The sequence below is a fragment of the Psychrobacter okhotskensis genome (assembly GCF_965638355.1).
Lineage (GTDB): Bacteria > Pseudomonadota > Gammaproteobacteria > Pseudomonadales > Moraxellaceae > Psychrobacter > Psychrobacter okhotskensis.
Map to the genome: position 1 here is coordinate 1,830,083 of NZ_OZ281822.1, position 21,431 is coordinate 1,851,513.

A 21,431-nucleotide genomic window follows, 5' to 3' on the forward strand; every position below is an offset into this window, starting at 1 on the left:
AGACCCTAATATTTATTGACCTACATCACACCTTAACTCCTTAAACCCCTTTGATAATGAGCCGCTATGAACGCGACGGACGATATGCAAATATTCCTCACCTATGGTGATATTGCGCTTGCCAGCAGTTTAATTATTATCGTGCTTATCATCTCTTGGCGACTGCGTTTAGCTTTAACCAAAACACTATTAACAGCTGCTATTCGCACCATCGTTCAGCTCAGCTTTATCGGTCTGATTTTGGCATGGATTTTTGCTCGTGAACAGTGGTACGAAGTCCTACTCATACTGACTATCATGACCGTAATCGCTGGTGCTGCAGCCAAAAATCGAGTCAAACGCAGCTACAAAGGTTTATTCACTGACACCTTGCTCGCTGTCAGTCTATCAGCCGTATTGGTCACCAGTATCGCAATCATGCTTATATTAAGAGTACAGCCGTGGTATACACCGCAATTCGTCATTCCCATATTAGGCTTAATATTAGGCAATTCTTTGACCGCCATCTCCTTGACCAGCAACCAGTTGATTGAGGCCTTTCATGAGCAGCAAGGACGTATTGAAACGATGTTGAGTCTCTCTGCCAGCCCGTTCGAAGCTGTGCATGAGCAGATAAGAGCCGCCATTATTAATGGCATGACCCCAACGCTAAACTCTATGCTGGTGGTTGGTATTGTCAGTCTACCAGGGATGATGACTGGGCAAATACTAGCGGGTGCAGATCCTACTCAAGCGGTACGCTATCAGATTATCACTATGTTCTTGATCTGTGTTAGTAGCACGTTGGGATGTACTATCAGTGCGTTACTGATTTACCGACGTTTTTTTAATAGCAAACAACAGTTTACCTTGCCTTAGTGACCATGCGTCTTATTTATCTTGCCTCAGATATAAATCTAATTATCTAATTTTTGTATGTACTGCTCAGTACTTGCATGCTAATATTGCCTACAATTAGATTCATGCTAATGTGTTACTCAAATGTATCATTATATTCTCTCTAGTTGATATAACAGGTAATTAATAAGAAGTTTTTCGTACCAATCAGATCTTTTGGTATGGATTTACCCATACGTTTGCTTCGTTTATTTACCACTTTTTATCATGATATAAAATATATAATGGCAACAAAATCTTAGCAGCCAGTCAATAGATAAGGATGTTATCGCTCTCAGCGGCAAATGGTTCACGTCAGCGCTGATTTGTTTTATTGACACGGATATGACTGCTTTCTCACCAAACCTTAATCTATATTAAACCTCAAGGACGCTGACTATGACGTTAAATAAACCTTGGCTTGCCCAATATCCGGCAGGCATGCCGAAGTCGATCGATCCAGATAGATATGGCAGCATAGTAGAGCTATACGAAGAATGCTTTGATCGCTTCCGTATGCATCCCATGAGTATCTGTATGGGCGTCACCCATACGTATGACGACATTGATAAAGCGTCGCTCGCCGTTGCTGCATGGCTGCAAGCTCAAGGGTTACCTCAAGGTACGGTGGTTGCGCTCATGATGCCAAACGTCCCGCAATATTTGCCAACCATGATTGGTATTTTGCGCGCCGGTTATGTCTGTACGCCTGTCAATCCCCTATATACTGGTCGTGAGCTACGCCATCAATTGAATGACTCGGGTGCTCAGGTTATTTTTGTGGTTGATAACTTTGCCCAAGCGCTCGAGCAAGTTATCGACGAGACCAATATCAAGCGTATTGTCCTATCGAAAATGGGCGATATGATGGGTCTAAAAGGTATCTTAGTAAATACTATTATTCGTCAGGTTAAGCGTCTGGTACCCAAGTACAAGCTGAACGATCCTAAGCATGAAGTCACTAAGTTCCCTGACGTTCTTAAAAAAGGTAGAAACCTACCGCTACAAAAACCAAGAATGGCCTTGGACCAAAAAGCTTTTTTACAGTATACAGGCGGTACTACTGGTCTATCTAAAGGGGCGATTTTATCGCAGCGTAATATCGTGGCAGCTTCTATGCAATCAGAAGCATGGACACGCCCTATTACCTCGGAGATCAATGAAGTCTATATCAATATGGTCATGGCCTTACCGCTGTATCATATCTTTGCCTTTATGTTGAGTTTGCTCGGCATGCGCTCGGGCTATACCTTTATCTTGGTACCCAATCCACGTGATATCCCTGGATTTATCAAGACCTTGTCAAAACAACCGTTCCATATCTTCCCAGCGGTCAATACTCTATTTAAAGGATTGCTTGATAATCCAAACTTCAAAGATCTCAATTTTAGCTCATTGCGTATCTCACAAGCCGGTGGTATGGCAGCGACTGAGCAGACAGCGAAACGCTGGCTTGAGACGACGGGCTGTGCGATGATTGAAGGTTGGGGCATGACTGAAGGTGTCGCGGTAGGCACCGCCAACGTCATTACAGATCGTAAATTTAACGGTACGATTGGTGTTCCCGTCCCTAGCGTCGATGTGATTGTCATCGATGATGAAGGCAATCGTGTGGGCGTCAACCAAGCTGGCGAGATGTGTGTCAAAGGTCCTAACGTAACCTTAGGCTATCTGAATAGAGACAGCAGTGATGACTTCACCAGTGACGGTTATTTCCGCACTGGCGATATCGTTAGCATGGACGAAAAAGGCTACTTTAGACTGTTAGACCGTAAAAAAGATATGATTTTGGTCTCAGGCTTCAACGTCTTCCCGAACGAAATCGAATCGGTCATGCTCGATTGTGAAGGTATTCTTGATTGCGCGGTCATTGGTATCCCTGATGATCATCAAGGCGAAGCGGTGAAAATCTATGTGGTACCAGAAGATAATAACGTCACCAAAAGTACCATTAAAGAGTTTGCATTGGATAATTTGACGGGCTATAAATGTCCACGTCATATCGAATTCGTCAGCGAGCTACCAAAGAGTAACGTTGGTAAAGTTTTACGTCAAAAACTGCGTGAAAAACATGACGCGGATCACCCTCAGTTATAAATAAACTGAACGCAGTCACATATAACTGCTCTATAAATTTGATTATAAAAAGCGCTTTACCTACAAGGTAAGGCGCTTTTTTTGCTCAACTATTCAAAACAGTATAGTGATGATTTTCATAAATTTGATTTAACGCCCTGTTTCTTACGCGTGAATGACGGTCATTAAAGTATGCTTCTGTTCAAAAAATACATCAAGATATTGTAACGCTAGTTTTAAAATAAGTGACTCAAATACCGTATTCTATAGCGTTGCCCTACTTCATTATATTTTTTTATGATATAGCACAGCTTATCCTAACTTATCTACCGCTTGTCGTTTTTTGACTTGCAACACAGATCACTCTATTTATCAAATTTATATATGTACTGTGAAGTGCGCTTATCATAATATCGACTTCAGTTGTAGTTGTGTTAATGTGTTGCCAAAATATGTCAGTCGATGTTCTAAAGTTTTAATTGATAAGGTTTTTATTGAAAGTAACTTATAAGGGTTATTGAGACGTGACGATATTTTCTAAGTGACATTTTAATCGTTAAATGTACTTATTTGCCGTTTATCCTACAAAAGCCATCATTCTTTGTAGTTAAACAAAATTGTGTAAGGGCCACCGTATGTTAGCAGTCAGTTAATAGTTAGGATAGCACTCAGCACCGCGTTGATTACTACGCAATGATTTATGGTGTTGACAGGGATGTGACTACTTTCTTCTAAGACCTTAACTTATATTAATATTTAAGGACGCTAAATATGACCGTGAATAAACCTTGGCTTGCTCAATATCCTGCAAGTGTACCCAAGACCATCGATCCTGACCAATACGAAAACCTGATAGAACTTTATGAGGAATGCTTTGACCGCTTCCGTCCGCACCCCCTGTCTATCTGCATGGGTGTGACGCACACTTATGGAGACGTTGATAAGGCCTCACTAGCAGTTGCAGCATGGTTACAAGCGCAAGGCATTCCTAAAGGCAGTGTGGTTGCGCTCATGATGCCAAACGTCCCGCAATACTTGCCAACGATGATTGGTATTTTGCGCGCCGGTTATGTGTGTACCCCTATTAATCCGCTATATACGGGTCGTGAGCTGCGCCATCAATTGAATGATTCAGGTGCTCAAATTATCTTTGTGGTCGATAATTTTGCTCAAGCACTGGAGCAAGTCATCGATGAGACAGCCATCAAGCGTATTGTCCTATCAAAAATGGGCGACATGATGGGCCTTAAAGGTATCTTGGTCAATACAGTTATCCGTCAGGTAAAGCGCCTCGTACCCAAATATAAGCTTGATGATCCTAAGCACGAGGTAACCAAGTTCCCTGAGGTCCTTAAAAAAGGTAAAAACTTACCGTTTCAAAAGCAGAAGACCTCTTTAGAGCAAAAAGCTATCTTACAGTATACTGGTGGTACCACGGGACTGTCTAAAGGTGCTGTATTATCTCAGCGTAACGTGGTAGCAGCGGCGCTACAGTCAGAAGCATGGTATCGCCCTGTGACCTCAGAAATTAACGAAGTCTATATTAATATGGTCATGGCCTTGCCGCTGTATCATATTTTTGCCTTTATGCTAAGCCTACTGGGTATGCGTTCAGGCTATACCTTTATCTTGGTACCGAATCCGCGTGATATGCCGGGCTTTGTCAAAACCTTGTCAAAACAACCGTTCCATATTTTTCCTGCGGTTAATACCCTATTTAAAGGCCTGCTGGATCAACCAAGCTTTAAAGATCTCAATTTTAGCTCGTTACGTATTTCACAAGCTGGTGGTATGGCTGCTACTGAGCAGACTGCGAAACGCTGGTTAGAAGTGACTGGTTGCCCGATGGTTGAAGGTTGGGGGATGACTGAAGGTGTGGCCGCAGGTACGGCCAATGTCATCACTGACCGTAAGTTCAATGGGACTATCGGCATACCCGTACCTAGCGTTGACATCATTATTGTCGATGACAATGGTAAACGTGTAGGACTACACGAAGCGGGCGAGATGTGTATCAAAGGGCCGAATGTCACGTCAGGTTACTTTAATAAAGACAACAGCAATGACTTTACCAGCGACGGTTACTTCCGTACCGGCGATATTATTAGCATGGACGAAAAAGGCTACATTACCTTATTAGACCGTAAAAAAGACATGATTTTGGTCTCAGGCTTTAACGTCTTTCCGAATGAGATTGAGTCTGTCATGCTAGATTGTAAAGGTATTATTGACTGTGCAGTGATTGGTATTCCTGATGAACATCAAGGTGAGGCGGTCAAAATCTATATCGTTCCTACCGACAATAACGTCACTAAAGAAGTCATTAAAGAATTTGCGCTAGATAATTTGACTGGCTATAAATGTCCGCGTCATATCGAATTTGTGAGTGAATTGCCTAAAAGTAACGTTGGTAAAGTATTACGCCAAAAGTTACGTGAGCAGCATATGCTGGATAACCCACAAACGCTTTAGTCAAAATATCCAAAAAACGCGACGCTATTGCTGATATTGGTTTTTTGTAGCCTCTGTCTGCGCAGGCGCAGCAAGCAAAAAAAATTGATATCAGCAGTGCGTGATGGTTCGATATTATTTTTCACTCACTATATAACGATTAAAACGAAGCTGTTTTATTTTTATTGCTAGGGTCTGTTGAACATTCAAATGTGGAACTGGCAGTGGCTATTTTTTAGACAATACGCAGTGAAATTTTTGACGCCTAGTCATTCTAGGTTAGATAATTTCGCCATGTATTGGCAAAAAATAGCCCTGCCCTGAAAGGCTGATACTGAAATCACCCCAAACGTTGTTGTAAACCTAGCTAAGGTCTCGACATTATCGTCGGTTTACGCCTAGTTTGGGACGATTTTAGCAATCAGCAGTCCTAATATTTGAATGTTCAACAGACCCTAAATTGCTATACCAAAAATTAGCGAAAAAAAGCCCTCTACAGATGATATAGAGGGCTTTTTTTCTGAATTTACTTTTACCAAAATTTACGTCAAGAAAAACATCATCAGCTGAACTTATTGAGCACTCGTAACGGCAAATGCTTCATGGCATGACCGACCACTGCCCAGGGCAAGCTAGGTACACAAGCTTCTTGAACGCCTGCTTCGATCGCAGCAACCATTGCTTTCGTACCCGTATCTACATCCACTTCAAACGGTAACGGCTTAGCGTTTTCGTTAATTTCCGTACGGATATAGCCTGGATAAATAGTAGAAACGTTAATCGGTAATTTGGTCAACAGCATATCAGCTCGGATGCCTTCTGCCAAATGAGCGAGCCCTGCTTTAGTCGCACCATAAGTGGTCAGGTGTCTCGGTAAACCGCGCATCGCCGACATACTTGATATGACGACCAAATGGCCGCTATTCTGGGCTCGAAAAATACTCATGGCCGCTTCACACTGCGCCAGTGCTGAGATAAAGTTAATTTCAACCGTACGGCGATTGGTCTCAAAGCGACCTTTACCAATACGGCGACTCTCACCGACACCTGCATTGACCACCACACGATCGATACCACCAAAGTCGGCGGCAAAAGCATCAAACACCTCAAAAACTGCATCGTAATTACTGACGTCTAATACGCGATATTCAACGCGAATATTGGGATAAGTGGTCATCAGTTCTGACTTCAAACGCTCTAAGCGCTCAGTACGGCGCGCACAGATAGCGAGGTTGTAGCCAAGCTTGGCAAACAGTCTCGCCATCCCCTCGCCTAAGCCGGAGCTGGCACCCGTGATTAAAATGGTCTTATCACGCCCTACTTGCTGCTTATTCAAGCCTTTAAGATAGCGTGCCGGTTGCACAGCACTCAATATCTGCTGCTGGCTTTGCTTAGTGGTTTTGGTAGCTAAGCCAATTAATTGATTTTTCATGACCAATCCTTTGTATAACGATAACGAAATAGCTTCGATACCTCATAAAACGGTACTTATGAGGTATTGAAATCAATTGCTTACATTTATATTCTAACAGCTGATGAGTAATCACTGAGTCATGGTTATGTATTTAAGCCAGTGTGTATGACTAAAAGAATAGTCTGGTCACCTATCGCCACGTCACGAAGCGTTTACCGTCGGCAAATAGATGACTATATTCATTGAGAGACATCAGGCGTGTGCTTTGATCTTTTAGCGTAAGAGAGGTTACCCCGGTATTGACCAAGCTTTTATTAAGCTGATACGCAGTCTGGCTACCTTGCTGCAACAGTTGTGCGGTGATAGCAGCGATCACACCGCCAGAGGTGAAGACCAGTACCGTACTGTGGCGATCTAAGTTTAAACTGGTGACTTGCGTGCGGATTTGCTCAAGCGCTTGTTGAGTACGGCTATTGAATTGTGACCAGCTCTCAAGATAGTCATGATCATTATCACCCGCATGCCAGCGCTGCATCGCCAGATCGAACAGCTCAGCTAAGCGCCGCGCTGGAACCTCTGCCTTGGCAATCTCAATAGCAATTGCCGATCTACTGGCAAAAGTAGGATCTGATTTAACCAACACGTCTTTGTGATTAAACTCATCAAACTGCGGAATGATGTAGCTGTCAGGCTCATTTATATCGAGTGCCGCTAAGAGAGGCGCATTATCATTACCATTATGGTTAATAGAGGTCTGGTAACTCTCCCAAAAGTGCCGCGCCGAGTCTTTTTGCCGTTCTAAACTGCCACTAAAAATAGCGTCAATGCGGCGCTGCGTCGTTGCATAGTGCTGGCCGAGCATCTGCGCTTGCATACTCCCTAATTCTGAGAGCTTATCATAATTCTTTTGCCCAAACGATGCTTGACCATGACGTGCCAGAAGGATGGTTGTCATAAATAATCCCTTGTTATTACATTCACTAAACGGCTGCTTTTAAGACAATTATTCGTCAGAAGCATCAGTACTCTTGGCAAAATAGCCTTTTGGCAAAATACCTTTGACCACTTTTTGTACAGGGCTCGGTAGCTGCTCAATCGTCGTAGCGTCGACCCCCATCTCTTTTAGGTGTGGCTGTACATGAGTGTTAAACAGTGCCTCACCTTCATACTGAGCAATCAGCTTAAGACATTTGGCGTGTAGAACGTGGACGATAAGCCAAAAATTCTTAAAGGCGGGATTACTTGTTTGCTTATGGTAGTAACGATAGTAAATTTGCTGAACGATACCCGCTAAGCGAAACAAGCCAAACACTTCATAAAAGGTCCAGTTGTCTACCGCTAACCCTGTCTGCTTCAAGTAATAGGCAACGACTTCGTCACGCGTCATCATGCCCTTTAAATGGGTGGGCTGACGGCGTGACTGTTGCATGACGATATTGTCATCTTCTTCAATCCAATACGCCAAGGCACTACCCAAATCCATTAAAGGATCACCAAGGGTCGCCATCTCCCAATCAAGCACACCAATGACTTTGGTCGGATCATCAGCTGCCAAAATGACATTATCAAAACGCCAGTCATTATGGATGATGCAGGTTTTGCTATCAGCAGGCGTATGCTTACCAAGCCACTGCCGTACTAGTGCAAAGCTTGGTACGTTGGGCGTTTTTGCTTTGACGTAGCGTTTATCCCAGCCGCTAACTTGGCGCTCACAATAGCCGTCACCGCGACCTAGCGTGACCAAATCTGGATGCTCTTTATAATCTACTTGATGCAATTCGACCAACGCATCGATGACATTGGTACACAATGCACGCGTTTGCTCAGGATCTAAATCGATGCCTTTTGGCAAATTGGCACGAGGAATGATGCCTTCCATGCGCTCCATGACATAAAAATCGGCACCGATCACAGCTTCATCGGTACATAACGCCACCATCTTTGGCACATAAGGATAGGCGTCTTTTAAGGCTTTTTGCACGGTATATTCGCGCACCATATCATGCGCTGACTTGGCCTTGGTGCCTTTTGGCGGACGACGTAGAATTAAATCTTGGCCATCACCATCACTGCCGTATTGTAGACGATAAGTCCAGTTTGAGGCGCCGCCAGAAAACTGAGTAACCGTTGGCTCACCTTTTATATCGACGCCTTGCTCGCGTAGCCAAGCGCTGACTGCTTGTGCGTCAAGCTCTTCGCCTTCGCGCACTTCGCCACCTTTATCCAAGACTTTATTAAGTGTTTGATGGTCATTGTCAGTATTGTTGGCATGATTATCAGTTGCCATGAGATATTCCTTATCTTGTTGTCATTTTTATTTATAAAATATGTTGGTAATAAAAATTCACTATCGATATTTGATAGTGAATTTTTAATTAATTCTTACGTTAAGCACATGGATGTTCAATATATTGCTATTAAATGCATGGCTATTCAGCGAACCGTCATTGAAGCCGATAAACACACGCCCTAACAACAGAAACTATAACTATGCTTTTGCAGATTTAGACGGACGGCTAAAACCTTGACGTTTTAGCTCTAACTTAGCAATCATGGTTTTATGTACTTCATCAGGGCCATCGGCCAAACGCAATGCTCGCGCTTGAGCAAAGAAGCTTGGCAACATGGTATCTTGACAAACGCCCATACCACCATGAATCTGAATCGCCATATCGACCACTTCTTGTAACACAGTCGGTGCAACGACTTTAATAGCAGAGATTTCTGTGAGTGCTGCTTTGGTACCTTGGGCGTCCATTTTCTGCGCCGCGTATAGTGTCAGCAAGCGTGCTTGATCAATCTTGATACGCGCTTCAGCGATACGCTCGAAGTTGCCACCCAATTGTAATAATGGCTTACCAAAAGCGCTGCGCTGCATACCGCGATTGACTGCCAACTCTAGCGACTTTTCGGCCGCACCAATACAACGCATGCAATGATGAATGCGACCTGGCCCTAGACGACCCTGCGCAATTTCAAAGCCCATACCCGGTCCACCAATAAAGTGGCTGACGGGCACGCGGACATTATTAAAGCTGACTTCACCATGACCGTGCGGCGCATCATAATCACCAAATACTTTGAGCATACGCTCGATATTAACGCCTTCAGTTTTTGCTGGCACTAGTACCATAGAGTGCTGTTGATGACGGCCTTTACTATCATCAGGAGTGTAAGCCATCACAATCAGCACATCGACAGCCGGATCACCCAGACCCGATGACCACCATTTACTACCATTGATAACAATCTCATCACCATCGACAACAGCAGTCGCTTGCATATTGGTGGCATCACTTGAGGCAACATCAGGCTCAGTCATACAAAAGACCGAACGCGTTTTACCCTCTAAAATTGGGGTCATCCATTTGTCTTGCTGCTCCTTAGAACCATAGCGCCATAGCAATTCCATATTGCCGCTATCAGGGGCATTGCAGTTGAATACATAAGGCGCGAGCAAACTGCGACCAGTCAACTCGGCAATCGGTGCATAATCGGTCACTGAAAGCCCTGCACCTAGAATATCGTCCGGCAAAAACAAATTCCATAAGCCTGCTTCGCGCGCTTGTTTACGTAGGCTCTCGTACTTCTCTGGCCATTGCCAGTTTTTCCAATTACCATCTGGATTTTGCTCATGACAATCTGCCCAAAACTGCGCCTCGATTGGCTCAATTTGGGTTTCGATAAACTCCTTAACTTTGGCATGCATGGCTTGACCATGTTCTGTCGCCGTAAACATCAATGTATTGTTAGACATAATGACTTCCTTTTCTGTGTTGATTATTTTAATCAAGCATTAATTAAAAACTGAATAAAACTTTATAGTGTACGTACGTATACTCTGCTTTGTATGCACCATTTATAACACAGCAATTACGATTAAACAGCAAAAAGGCGCGACCAGCTAGGACACGCCTTTTACAAAATGCAAACAATGCACGATTCAGAACATAGCGACTACAATATCAGCTGTTGAATACCCTGATGATATCTAAAGCTATTTAAGAATATTCAGACGACTGTTAAAATCAAAACGTGCTAAGGCGTCTGGCAGCTTATCGATGGCTATGCTGAGTGTCGCTTCTGCCGCTTGAGCCAATCCTAGTTTTTCAGCAAAGGTTGGTTTTTGACGAGAATGCAGCGCATACACTTCATTGTTTTCCATCAACTCTAAAAGGTAGCTGTCTGAGGTTTGCAGTTTATCAACCAAGTTCAGATGCACAGCGTCCTCACCATACCAATGCTCACCCGTGGCGACTTTATCTAAGTCTAGCATTGAACGATAACGATTGACGAAATGCTTAAACAACTCATGCGTCTGCTCTAGCTCTTCTTGGTACTTAGCGCGATCTTCGGCATCGTTTTCTCCAAATACCGTCACCGTACGCTTGTAATCACCAGCGGTAAACATCTCATAATCGACGTCATGGTTTTTGAGCCATTTATGGAAGTTGGGCAATTGTGACACCACACCAATCGAGCCGATAATGGCAAATGGTGCGGCGACGATATTATCCGCGACACATGCCATCATATAACCGCCACTCGCCGCGACTTTATCGACACAGACCGTTAGTTTTAGACCGGCATCTTTTAGACGCGCCAACTGTGCCGCTGCCAATCCATAACCATGAACCAAACCGCCACCTGATTCTAGGCGCACCACGACTTCATCGCCTTTATTGGCAGTACTGATGAGCGTACTGATTTCTTCACGAAGATGCTTGACCGCCGTGGCTTTGATATCACCATCAAAATCGAGGACAAAGACCTGATGTTTATCAGCCACGTTTTTTTTCTTACTTTTGGCTTTTAGCGCTTGCTTGGCTTTTTTAGCCATGGCTTTTTTGAATTGCTTGAGAGCAGCTTTGCCTTGAGTGGCCTCCATAAGATCTTCACGGCGTTGCTTTTGGCTTTCGTTCAGATGTAGTACTTTTAGCTCAACAGGGTTTTTGGGGGGATGAAATAGCATAATACAAATCCTCAAGTCAGTAGATATATCTATATATAGTCGATTCAATTTAAAAGTAGTACAAGGCAACCGAGTGGTGATGTATAGGTGATACTTCAAGCGAGGTCAACGCTGTAATACTTTTATAGTGGAATGACTATAGCTGTTTTTATTAGCGTGCGGTTGATATGCGCACGCTTCGCAATATTTTCAAGCAAAATGACAATATTTAACCCAATACAGATGTTACTGAATAAATACCTTTGATGCCGACTCTCGAGACCGACGCGCTCGTGTGTTTTGATTGGACTGGGCTAGTTGTATAACTTAGCTGGTTGTATAACAAAGGCAGTTTAGGCATAATATGCGTTTATATCATATTTTCTGCAGCCAACGTGATGACCATTTGTCTTAATCGCGTTGTTTGTGCTTTTTTTTGCGCATCGCTTGAATCGCGCAACAATGGCTGCATTATTGTATTTCGAATTGGGCTGACAACTGGATAACCTTATTATGACGCAAAGCACTATGACGCATAGCGAATACCGAGACGAATATTGCGGAGCCGTAACCGAAAGCTTCATTGAGCAAACCATTAGTATCGTAGGTTGGGTACATCGTCGTCGCGATCACGGTGGCGTAATTTTTTTAGACATGCGTGACCGCGCTGGTATCTTGCAAGTAGTCGTGGATCCTGATACCCCAGAAGCCTTTGCTACTGCTGATGCGGTACGTCCTGAATATGTGCTAAAAATTACTGGTCGCGTACGTCGCCGTTATGAAGGTACTGAAAACAATAATATGACCAGTGGTCAGATTGAGCTACTGGCGAAAGAAATCGAAGTATTGGCAAAATCTGAAACCCCACCGTTCCCATTGAATGATGAGAAAACTACGGTATCAGAAGACTTGCGCTTGAAATACCGCTACCTTGATATGCGCCGTCCGCAAATGCAAGAGCGCATGGTGTTCCGTGCCAAAGCCACTTCAACGATTCGTCGCTATTTAGATGACCATGGTTTCTTAGACGTTGAAACCCCTATCTTGACTCGTGCAACGCCAGAAGGTGCGCGTGATTATTTGGTGCCTTCTCGTACACGTCCTGGTAACTTCTTTGCCTTGCCGCAGTCGCCACAGCTATTTAAGCAATTGTTAATGGTGTCAGGATTTGACCGTTATTATCAAATCGCTAAATGCTTCCGTGACGAAGACTTACGTGCCGATCGTCAGCCTGAATTTACTCAGGTGGATATTGAGACTTCTTTCTTAAACGAAGAAGAAATCATGAACATTAACGAAGGTTTGATTAAGCATTTATTCAAAACCATGATGGATGTGGAGTTTGAAGATTTCCCACGTATGACTTACGCTGAAGCGATGCGTGACTATGCCTCAGACAAGCCTGACTTACGTATTCCATTAAAATTGGTCGACGTTGCCGATTTAATGAAAGACGTTGATTTCAAAGTATTTGCCGGTCCTGCGAACGATCCTAAAGGTCGTGTTGCTGCTCTACGTATTCCTGGTGGCGCATCACTCAGCCGTAAGCAAATCGATGCTTATACCAAGTTTGTCGGTATTTATGGTGCACGTGGTTTGGCTTATATCAAAGTCAATGACGCAGCTAATATCAATAACGGTGTCGATAAAGAGTCTGGCTTGCAGTCTCCTATCATTAAAAACATGCCCGACGATGTGTTGGTAAGCTTAATTGAGCGTACTGGTGCAGAAAGCAATGATATTATCTTCTTTGGTGCAGATAAAGCCAGTGTCGTAAACGATGCAATCGGTGCCCTACGCCAAAAAATCGGTCTAGACCTTGAGATGACCACTTGTCAGTGGGCGCCACTTTGGGTGACTGATTTCCCAATGTTTGAGCAGACTGACGATGGTCGCTGGACGTCAATGCATCATCCGTTCACTAAGCCTAAAGGCTCAGTACAAGAGCTAAAAGACAGCCCAGAAACTGCGCTATCTATCGCTTATGATATGGTCTTAAATGGTACTGAAGTTGGCGGTGGTAGCTTACGTATCAATACCTTTGATATGCAGCAAGCGGTACTTGAAGCCTTAGGTATCGGAGAGCAAGAGGCAGAAGACAAGTTTGGTTTCTTACTTGACGCCTTAAAATTCGGTGCGCCTCCGCATGGTGGCTTGGCTTTTGGTTTAGATCGCCTGATTATGCTCATGGTAGGCGCGGACTCCATTCGTGATGTTATCGCTTTCCCAAAAACCAAAACTGCTGAGTGTCCACTAACTCAAGCACCTGCTGAAGTTGATAGCAAGCAGCTACGTGATCTTGGTATTCGTGTGCGCGAAAAAGCACAGGCTGATGCCAAATAACCTGCTAAATAAATGGTCTCATCATGCTCAGATGTGTTTTAACTGATTTGCTATGTGATTCATTATCATGTGAATGGTCATGAATCCGTATCATATTTTCAAATTCGTGCCACTGTCTGTGTTACAGATACTGGCACGTTTTGTTGCTTGGGTAATCGTAAAAATACCCAGTCTGAGTATCATGCGTACTGTCAATATTAATCTGGCGCTGATTCACCATGCACTACCAGATAATCAAAGACAGGCTTTAGTCAAAGACATTATTTATCATCAGTCTATGACCAGTATCGAGTCTATCAAAAGCTGGGCGATGCCACCTGAGTGGAGTATCGCTCAGATTCGTGATGTGCATAACAAAGACATTTTGTTAGAAGGACTGGCTAGTACCAATGGTATGCTAGCTATCGTTCCACATCTCGGTACCTGGGAGATGATGAACGCGTGGCTTAATCAATTTGGCTCACCGACCATCATGTACAAGCCAGCCAAGGGCAATTTGACCGACGACTTCATACTACAAGGTCGAGCACGCCTTAACGCCACGCTAGTACCCACTGATGGTAGCGGTGTCAAAGCCATCTTTAAGACCCTCAAACAAGGGGGCTTTAGTATTATACTACCCGACCATGTCCCCGATCCCTCAGGGGGCGTTGTCGTGCCTTTTTTTGGTATTGAGACCTTAACCAGTACGCTCGCCTCCAAACTCGCTAGCAAGACCAAGTGTGCGCTGGTCGGCTTATCTTGTATTCGCCGTGACGACGGACGGGGTTTCGATATTTATTGTTACCGACTTGATGATCCTGCCCTTTACAACCGTGATGCGTCTGTCGCTGCCTACGCCCTCAATCAAGCAATGCAATATATGATAGAAGACAAATTCAGTCATTATATGTGGGGCTATCGACGTTTTAAGCATATCCCTATTTTGGGCAATCCTTATCGCGCTGATGACACAGTATTGGCAAATTTTATTCGTACCAACCAGTCTCATTCTTCATTGCCTTCTAATAGTAAAGATGATCATAAAAAACTTCCTAACGATGATCAGCAGTAATAACCATACAAATTTTTAAACGTTTAAACATATCGCCAATGACAGCTGTGCTAACATTGACTCATACTTTCATGCCTCCTAATTTTGAATGTAATATTTTTTTATTCATATCAATACGAGTACACCATGGTAACTGACGTAGCCGAAAACTTATCAAAAAATAGAACCAAAAAAGATACTTCGCGAGCGGGACAGCGATATATTATTTGTATGAAATGGGGTGATAAGTACGGTCCTGAATACGTCAACCGTCTATACAATATGGTCAATCGCCATTTGACCTTAGATTTTCAGATGATTTGCTTAACCGATGACAGCACGGGCATCGACCCTGCGGTCATTTGTCATCCTATCCCTGAGATGGATTTACCAGCAGGACCGGAGCGTGGTTGGAAGAAACTCACCACTTTTAAGCCAGAACTATATGGCCTTAAAGGTGTCGCCTTATTCTTAGACATCGATATCGTTATCGTTGATAATATTGATAGCTTTTTTACTTATAAAGCCAAATACGATGATAGCGTCGTCATCATTCGTGACTGGAAAAAGCCATGGCGGATGATTGGTAATAGCTCGGTTTATCGCTTTAATATTGGGATGAACACCTACCCTGATTTGCTGACAAACTTTGAACGTAACTTTGAGACTATTCGTACTCAAGTTCGTCATGAGCAAGCTTATTTATCCAATTACTTACGTGAGCATCACCACTTAGAATATTGGGATAAGACGTGGTGCGTCAGCTTCAAGTACCAATGTATTGCGCCCATTCCTCTTAATTTGGTACGTACGCCTACGCTGCCTGATGGTGCAAAAATTGTTGTCTTTCATGGTGAGATTAACCCGCCAGATGCCATTAAAGGCGGCGGCGGTAAATGGTATCGCCACGTAAAGCCAAGTCCTTGGCTGATACCTTATTGGCAGTGACCCTGTCAACAATCCTTTATTCGAGTTCTTGCGATGCCGATGGTTTACTCAACATTTGAACGAATAAAAGAGGCTTCGGTAAAAATCTGGAAAGGTAATATAGAACTAACGCCCGGCTTACCTCGTGTCGTTGAAGATAACTGTGCGGATGAGCCGTTACTTGATTCATCAGCGATGCTAAGCCCTCGATATCGCCTAGGGAGACTAGGTTCTGCGCCGGCAACAACTCTCTTGGGCCAAACGGACAATCTGTACTGATTATCGGTACGCCTAGCGCTTGTGCCTCGACGATGGTATAACCAAAACCCTCAAACCTAAAGGATAGCTGCGTGCTGTTTTGGCGTAAGCATGCAATAACTCATGATGACCTTTCATACTATCGAATGAGGCCACGTGAATCATATATTTTTTATACGTAATACCGAACTGGCTGAGAGCCAACGGCTGCGTGGCTGCTTTTTTTATGTCATCGATAGCGCAAGGATTATAAATGGTCGTCTTATTCACAGGGCCTATCAGTGTTAACAAGTCCTTACGCGCACCATCGCTAACACAGCTGCATGGATGGGCACCATATACCATTTTTAGGTGGGTAATGGTTGTTTGCAGATCGCTTACTAGCTTCTCTTGAAACTGTCTGGACACTGCCGTATGCAATACATTGATGATATTTGTTAATTGGCTATACGCCATTATGCAGTTGATTTTATATATACTAGCTAGGATGAGATTTGGCACTCCTATGTTATCGAGCACATAATCATCTATCCGTTGCGCCACTGCTCTATAAGCATTTGCTTGCTTGGAATCAGCTGCAAATACTTGCTCAGAAAACACTTGGTGATATGGCACTACATGAACTTGCACGCGCGAATCCAATGGCATATCTCGGGTATATTCGAGACAAAGTACGTGAACATCATAATTTAGATCAGCATAGGCACCTGCCAAGGTTGCAACCATGCGCTCAGCACCGCGCCCTTCTAGTGCTTTTAATATCAGTAAAATAATGGGTTTCATCGTAAGAGTCTTGATCTGGTTATTGGATATATCAGTAAAGGACTTAACGTTACTTATTGCAGCCTTCTGGCTTTATATGCTAGTCTCATCTCCTTTTATAACCTCGCTTTAATAATCAATTGCGTTGATAATAATGGCGCTAAAAATAATAATTAGATCAATCTAAACCTGGGATAGTAAGGATTGAAATGCTAGCAATAAGCCAATTAAATAATAGGATAAGTTATGAAACTGCCTGACGAAAAACAATTGGATATCGTTATAGCTTGGGTAGATGGTGCTGACCCGATCCTAAAAGCAAAGAGGAACCAATATAAGTCCGGCAAATCAGTGGCCTCAGATGCGATAACTGCCACCCGTTTCGCTAGTGATGATGAAATATATTATAATATTGCTTCTATTCTAAAGTACGTTCCTTTTTGCCGTCATATTTATATTGTTAGCGATCAACAGCAGCCTACGTTTATAGATGAGTTTGCCAAACAAAATATCTGTGCCATGGATAAAATACGCATTATTGATCATAAAGATATATTTTTAGGCTATGAAGAATTTTTGCCTACTTTCAATACTCGCTCAATTGAAACTATGATAAGTAATATTGAAGGCTTATCCGATTATTTTATTTATATGAACGACGATTTCTTTTTTAATCAGCCCGTCGCTATAGAGGATTTTTTGGATAAAGAAAAGCTTGTGATTCATGGTCATTGGCGTAAAAGTACAGTTCTGAATGCCAAACTCAATTTCCGAAAATCTCGATTTAAATTCTTGGCAACACCAGTACAACCAAGCCACACCGTAGCACAGATGTTAAGTGCCAAAATATTGAATATGGATGAGTTCTTTGAAATTCACCATTATCCACATATCGTTGATAAAAAGGTAATACAAAACTATCTGCTTAGCCATCCACGATTTTTAGAAAGCCAAATTAAATATAAATTCAGAGACGTAGCTCAAGTCAACCCTATAACCCTGATGAATCATTTAAAAATTCAAAAAAATGAAGTGCATTTGCAGCCTGATATCCCTATTAATTATCTAAAGAATAATGATGGTGTTAAGGGTTTTATAGCCGCGTTAGAGGATAATGCTATCAAGTACGGCTGTATTCAAAGCTTAGATTTACTTGAGGCAGAATCTTATATGAAGGTCAGTCAGGCCATGAGAGATAAATTCTCAGCTTACTTACCTTCTTCGGTGCTAACAGATACAAACAAACCTAAACGCTAACGCTTTTAAACCTAGCTTAGCAATTATTTGGATGCATTATGAAAATATCAGTAATAGGTACAGGCTACGTAGGCTTATCAAACGCGATGCTACTAGCGCAGCATAATGAAGTGATCGCGGTCGATGTGGTTGCTGAAAAAATTGATATGCTCAATGCTAAGCAGTCCCCCATTGAAGATAAGGATATTGAAGATTTTTTATTAAACAAGCCCATTGATTTTACCGCTACTTTAAATGCTAAAAAAGCCTATGAAAATGCGGACTTTATCATTATAGCCACACCAACTGATTATGACCCTAAGACCAATTATTTTAATACCTCAACCGTAGAAGCGGTGATTGAAGAGGTATTATCAGTCAATACACAGGCGTTAATCGTTATTAAGTCAACGGTGCCAGTTGGTTATACTATGAGTGTAAGAGAGCGCTATAACACCGATAATATCATCTTCTCCCCTGAGTTCTTAAGAGAAGGCCAAGCGCTACATGATAACCTTTATCCTTCTAGAATTATCGTCGGGGAGCAATCGGAGCGCGCAGAACAGTTTGCAAACTTACTATTACAAGGGGCGATAAAAAAGGACGTACCACTGCTGTTTACTGAGCCGACAGAAGCCGAAGCAATCAAGCTGTTCTCAAACACTTATCTAGCTATGCGTGTGGCTTACTTTAATGAGCTGGATACTTATGCGCAGACGTTTGGGCTGTCCACCAAGCAAATCATCGAGGGCGTTGGCTTAGACCCTCGTATCGGCACTCATTACAACAATCCCTCGTTTGGTTACGGTGGCTACTGCCTTCCCAAAGATACTAAGCAGCTGTTGGCCAATTACGACGAGGTGCCGAGCAATTTGATTAGAGCGGTCGTCGACTCTAATAGGACTCGTAAAGACTTTATCGCAGATAAAATTATCGAGAGAAAGCCTAAAATTGTCGGTGTGCATCGCTTGGTTATGAAGAGTGGTTCGGATAACTTTAGAGCCTCTGCTATTCAAGGCATCATGAAGCGCATCAAAGCTAAAGGCATAGAAGTCGTGGTATATGAGCCAGTACTGGAAGAAGAAGAGTTTTTTAACTCAAAAGTGATAAAGGACTTGGAAGAGTTCAAATCAATCAGTGATGTTATCGTAGCCAATAGACTTTCTGCTGATATAGAAGATGTAGCGAACAAGGTTTTCACTCGCGATTTATTTGGGAGCGATTGATGAAAGTGTTAATCACAGGTGCTGCAGGATTTATTGGCTTTCATTTAATCAAAGCGTTATTGAATGATAAATTTTTAGATAAAGACTCCTTTGTTGTTGGCATTGATAATCTCAACGATTATTACGAAGTTGAATTGAAACAAGAGCGTTTGCGAATACTAAGTGAGCTTCCAACAGCAAAAGCCTTTAAATTTATTAAATTAGACCTTGCGGACCGTGAGGCAATGTCCGCTTTGTTCTCTAAATATAAGTTTGATGTTGTCATTAATCTTGGTGCTCAGGCTGGCGTACGTTACTCTATTGAAAACCCCAACGCCTATATGGACTCAAACATGGTGGGTTTTTTAAACGTTCTTGAAGGGTGCAGGCATACTAAGGTAAAGCATTTAGTATATGCCAGCTCCAGCTCTGTATACGGTATGAACATCAAGCAGCCCTTTAGCACTGAAGACTGTGTTGATTTCCCTATTAGCTTATATGCAGCTACCAAAAAGTCCAATGAGCTTATGGCGCATAGCTACAGCCATTTATACAACATTCCTACTACAGGTCTGCGCTTTTTTACCGTTTACGGCTCTTACGGTCGCCCTGATATGGCGTATTTTTCCTTTACCAAAAAGATACTGGCAGGTGAGCCTATCGATGTCTTCAATAACGGTATTATGCAGCGAGACTTTACTTATATTGATGATATTATCCAAGGTATCATGCGCATAATGGAAAAACTGCCCTCTTCTCAGACTTCTTCTATCACGACGGCAACTGCTCCTTATAAGCTATACAATATTGGTAATAACCAGCCTATCACCCTACGCCGATTTATTACTGCTATTGAAAGCGCTTGCGGTAAGAAAGCTAAAGAAAACTTATTGCCGATGCAAGCAGGCGATGTACCTATTACTTATGCTGATATTGATGAGCTAGTAGAAGATATTGGTTTTAGACCTAAGACCAATATTGAAGAGGGGATTGAAAAGTTTGTAAATTGGTATAGAGCTTATTACAGCGTTTAAAACAAACTGACATAAAGAGAACTGAGTTTCCAGAGCTAAAATCTTCGAAACTTATTTCATTATATTCACTCGATGGAGTTTATGGCATGGCTACAGAATCAGCATGGCAGCGAAAGCTGACTTTGATGTTTAGGAGTGAAAAAAGACTCAATGCTGGTAAAATTCTCAAAAATTACCATAATAAAAGCTTTGCAGAAATGAAAGCCACATTAATAGATGAGTCAATGTGTGACTTAGGAGCGCTTACCGACGAGCGTAAAAGTAAAGATTTAGAAAGTCATTTAAACAATTTGAAGCATCAGATGGTGGGTCATTCAGAACTTTATTTTTATCACAATACCTTGGTCATATTATTACGTCGTAAGTATAAAAGAGATAAAACCTTTGCTGAATTTGAGCGATTATGGGCCGCTGAAAGTGAGTACTTATTAGAGCATTTATCTATACGCTGGATCGTTTCTGCCTGTGATACCTTTATTGATCATTCCACAGATATCACTAGAGCAACGATTTTGATGAATGTCATTACCTTAATTAACACTTTAAGAACGTACGAAACCAAGAACTTTTTACAGCTTCCTATTGATACAGATCCTAGGCCAGTGCTTAATGATAAAAGTGATATGCTTTATAAGGGCGACTTACCTCTTTATGATGGTCTTACTTACTTCCGAATCGGCACTGACGATAGCTTAAGAAATATGCGCAAGCGTTATCGTAAATTTTACAAAGCGGATGAACTGGCAACAACTATATTGCTATCTGTATTTGAAAAACTCCAAAATAATGATAGTGCTTTCTCAATCTTAAGACAGCTACATACAGATGAATGGTCTAAATGGTGGTTGGATTAGATATATACACT

Annotated in this window: 17 protein-coding genes; 10 read left to right on the forward strand and 7 right to left on the reverse strand. The window is 42.5% G+C overall.

All coding sequences use genetic code 11. The annotated features are described in order from the left end of the window. Positions 1 to 66: 66 nt before the first annotated feature. The 3 genes from ACSUPM_RS07675 to ACSUPM_RS07685 all read left to right on the forward strand — a co-directional run bounded on the left by ACSUPM_RS07675 (position 67) and on the right by ACSUPM_RS07685 (position 5,424). A complete protein-coding gene (locus ACSUPM_RS07675; RefSeq protein WP_025652753.1) occupies positions 67 to 858 on the forward strand; it encodes an ABC transporter permease in 792 nt (263 codons plus the stop codon). A 417-nt stretch (positions 859 to 1,275) separates the two neighbouring features. Beyond that, the gene (locus ACSUPM_RS07680) at positions 1,276 to 2,973 is read left to right on the forward strand and encodes an AMP-binding protein (protein WP_101211947.1); all 1,698 of its coding nucleotides are present in this window, start codon (positions 1,276 to 1,278) and stop codon (positions 2,971 to 2,973) included. A 750-nt stretch (positions 2,974 to 3,723) separates the two neighbouring features. Further along, on the forward strand, positions 3,724 to 5,424 hold the full coding sequence (locus tag ACSUPM_RS07685; RefSeq protein ID WP_436879825.1) for an AMP-binding protein: 1,701 nt from the start codon (positions 3,724 to 3,726) through the stop codon (positions 5,422 to 5,424). Between the two features lie 541 nt (positions 5,425 to 5,965). On the opposite strand, the gene ACSUPM_RS07690 is transcribed toward ACSUPM_RS07685, so the two are convergent. From ACSUPM_RS07690 to sohB, 5 genes are all read right to left on the reverse strand, one after another. After that, complete coding sequence (locus ACSUPM_RS07690; protein ID WP_244951994.1) at positions 5,966 to 6,667, reverse strand: SDR family oxidoreductase; 702 nt, start codon at positions 6,665 to 6,667, stop codon at positions 5,966 to 5,968. A 340-nt stretch (positions 6,668 to 7,007) separates the two neighbouring features. Further along, positions 7,008 to 7,772 (reverse strand): histidine phosphatase family protein, encoded by a 765-nt coding sequence (locus tag ACSUPM_RS07695; protein ID WP_101211950.1) that lies wholly within the window; start codon positions 7,770 to 7,772, stop codon positions 7,008 to 7,010. A gap of 48 nt (positions 7,773 to 7,820) precedes the next feature. Beyond that, positions 7,821 to 9,104: a phosphotransferase family protein gene (locus ACSUPM_RS07700; protein ID WP_101211951.1), complete on the reverse strand. Its 1,284-nt coding sequence runs from the start codon at positions 9,102 to 9,104 to the stop codon at positions 7,821 to 7,823. Positions 9,105 to 9,305: 201 nt separating this feature from the next. After that, positions 9,306 to 10,556, reverse strand: a complete 1,251-nt coding sequence (locus ACSUPM_RS07705) for an acyl-CoA dehydrogenase family protein (RefSeq protein WP_350588425.1) — start codon at positions 10,554 to 10,556, stop codon at positions 9,306 to 9,308. Between the two features lie 258 nt (positions 10,557 to 10,814). Continuing rightward, positions 10,815 to 11,789 carry a protease SohB gene (gene sohB / locus ACSUPM_RS07710; protein ID WP_025652760.1) on the reverse strand — a complete coding sequence of 325 codons (975 nt, stop codon included), beginning with the start codon at positions 11,787 to 11,789 and terminating at the stop codon, positions 10,815 to 10,817. A 507-nt stretch (positions 11,790 to 12,296) separates the two neighbouring features. Here sohB and aspS point away from each other — a divergent pair. From aspS to ACSUPM_RS07725, 3 genes are all read left to right on the forward strand, one after another. Then, entirely contained in the window at positions 12,297 to 14,111 is a 1,815-nt protein-coding gene (aspS, locus tag ACSUPM_RS07715; protein ID WP_350588424.1) for an aspartate--tRNA ligase, read from the forward strand. 79 nt (positions 14,112 to 14,190) lie between these two features. Beyond that, complete coding sequence (locus ACSUPM_RS07720; protein ID WP_350588420.1) at positions 14,191 to 15,165, forward strand: lysophospholipid acyltransferase family protein; 975 nt, start codon at positions 14,191 to 14,193, stop codon at positions 15,163 to 15,165. 126 nt (positions 15,166 to 15,291) lie between these two features. Further along, complete coding sequence (locus ACSUPM_RS07725; RefSeq protein WP_025652762.1) at positions 15,292 to 16,092, forward strand: hypothetical protein; 801 nt, start codon at positions 15,292 to 15,294, stop codon at positions 16,090 to 16,092. 16 nt (positions 16,093 to 16,108) lie between these two features. On the opposite strand, the gene ACSUPM_RS07730 is transcribed toward ACSUPM_RS07725, so the two are convergent. Beyond that, the gene (locus ACSUPM_RS07730) at positions 16,109 to 16,447 is read right to left on the reverse strand and encodes a glycosyltransferase (protein WP_227502373.1); all 339 of its coding nucleotides are present in this window, start codon (positions 16,445 to 16,447) and stop codon (positions 16,109 to 16,111) included. Beyond that, positions 16,363 to 17,112 carry a hypothetical protein gene (locus tag ACSUPM_RS07735; RefSeq protein ID WP_227687645.1) on the reverse strand — a complete coding sequence of 250 codons (750 nt, stop codon included), beginning with the start codon at positions 17,110 to 17,112 and terminating at the stop codon, positions 16,363 to 16,365. The genes ACSUPM_RS07730 and ACSUPM_RS07735 overlap by 85 nt, the downstream gene beginning before the upstream one ends. A gap of 225 nt (positions 17,113 to 17,337) precedes the next feature. Here ACSUPM_RS07735 and ACSUPM_RS07740 point away from each other — a divergent pair, with 225 nt between their 5' ends. From ACSUPM_RS07740 to ACSUPM_RS07755, 4 genes are all read left to right on the forward strand, one after another. Further along, positions 17,338 to 18,348, forward strand: a complete 1,011-nt coding sequence (locus tag ACSUPM_RS07740) for a Stealth CR1 domain-containing protein (protein ID WP_101211953.1) — start codon at positions 17,338 to 17,340, stop codon at positions 18,346 to 18,348. 38 nt (positions 18,349 to 18,386) lie between these two features. Next, positions 18,387 to 19,553 (forward strand): nucleotide sugar dehydrogenase, encoded by a 1,167-nt coding sequence (locus tag ACSUPM_RS07745; protein ID WP_101211954.1) that lies wholly within the window; start codon positions 18,387 to 18,389, stop codon positions 19,551 to 19,553. Beyond that, on the forward strand, positions 19,553 to 20,566 hold the full coding sequence (locus tag ACSUPM_RS07750) for an NAD-dependent epimerase (RefSeq protein ID WP_201566721.1): 1,014 nt from the start codon (positions 19,553 to 19,555) through the stop codon (positions 20,564 to 20,566). The genes ACSUPM_RS07745 and ACSUPM_RS07750 overlap by 1 nt, the downstream gene beginning before the upstream one ends. Positions 20,567 to 20,652: 86 nt before the next feature. Further along, positions 20,653 to 21,420, forward strand: coding sequence for a hypothetical protein (locus tag ACSUPM_RS07755; RefSeq protein WP_201566724.1), 768 nt, complete (start codon positions 20,653 to 20,655; stop codon positions 21,418 to 21,420). Positions 21,421 to 21,431 lie beyond the last annotated feature (11 nt).

What these genes read in the sequence shown, in the direction of transcription:
- ACSUPM_RS07675 (WP_025652753.1), top strand. Translation starts at nt 67, where the DNA reads ATGAACGCGACGGACGATATGCAAATATTCCTCACCTATGGTGATATT.
- ACSUPM_RS07680 (WP_101211947.1), top strand. Translation starts at nt 1,276, where the DNA reads ATGACGTTAAATAAACCTTGGCTTGCCCAATATCCGGCAGGCATGCCG.
- ACSUPM_RS07685 (WP_436879825.1), top strand. Translation starts at nt 3,724, where the DNA reads ATGACCGTGAATAAACCTTGGCTTGCTCAATATCCTGCAAGTGTACCC.
- ACSUPM_RS07690 (WP_244951994.1), bottom strand. Translation starts at nt 6,667, where the DNA reads ATGGCGAGACTGTTTGCCAAGCTTGGCTACAACCTCGCTATCTGTGCG.
- ACSUPM_RS07695 (WP_101211950.1), bottom strand. Translation starts at nt 7,772, where the DNA reads ATGACAACCATCCTTCTGGCACGTCATGGTCAAGCATCGTTTGGGCAA.
- ACSUPM_RS07700 (WP_101211951.1), bottom strand. Translation starts at nt 9,104, where the DNA reads ATGGCAACTGATAATCATGCCAACAATACTGACAATGACCATCAAACA.
- ACSUPM_RS07705 (WP_350588425.1), bottom strand. Translation starts at nt 10,556, where the DNA reads ATGTTTACGGCGACAGAACATGGTCAAGCCATGCATGCCAAAGTTAAG.
- sohB (WP_025652760.1), bottom strand. Translation starts at nt 11,789, where the DNA reads ATGCTATTTCATCCCCCCAAAAACCCTGTTGAGCTAAAAGTACTACAT.
- aspS (WP_350588424.1), top strand. Translation starts at nt 12,297, where the DNA reads ATGACGCATAGCGAATACCGAGACGAATATTGCGGAGCCGTAACCGAA.
- ACSUPM_RS07720 (WP_350588420.1), top strand. Translation starts at nt 14,191, where the DNA reads ATGAATCCGTATCATATTTTCAAATTCGTGCCACTGTCTGTGTTACAG.
- ACSUPM_RS07725 (WP_025652762.1), top strand. Translation starts at nt 15,292, where the DNA reads ATGGTAACTGACGTAGCCGAAAACTTATCAAAAAATAGAACCAAAAAA.
- ACSUPM_RS07735 (WP_227687645.1), bottom strand. Translation starts at nt 17,112, where the DNA reads ATGAAACCCATTATTTTACTGATATTAAAAGCACTAGAAGGGCGCGGT.
- ACSUPM_RS07740 (WP_101211953.1), top strand. Translation starts at nt 17,338, where the DNA reads ATGAAACTGCCTGACGAAAAACAATTGGATATCGTTATAGCTTGGGTA.
- ACSUPM_RS07745 (WP_101211954.1), top strand. Translation starts at nt 18,387, where the DNA reads ATGAAAATATCAGTAATAGGTACAGGCTACGTAGGCTTATCAAACGCG.
- ACSUPM_RS07750 (WP_201566721.1), top strand. Translation starts at nt 19,553, where the DNA reads ATGAAAGTGTTAATCACAGGTGCTGCAGGATTTATTGGCTTTCATTTA.
- ACSUPM_RS07755 (WP_201566724.1), top strand. Translation starts at nt 20,653, where the DNA reads ATGGCTACAGAATCAGCATGGCAGCGAAAGCTGACTTTGATGTTTAGG.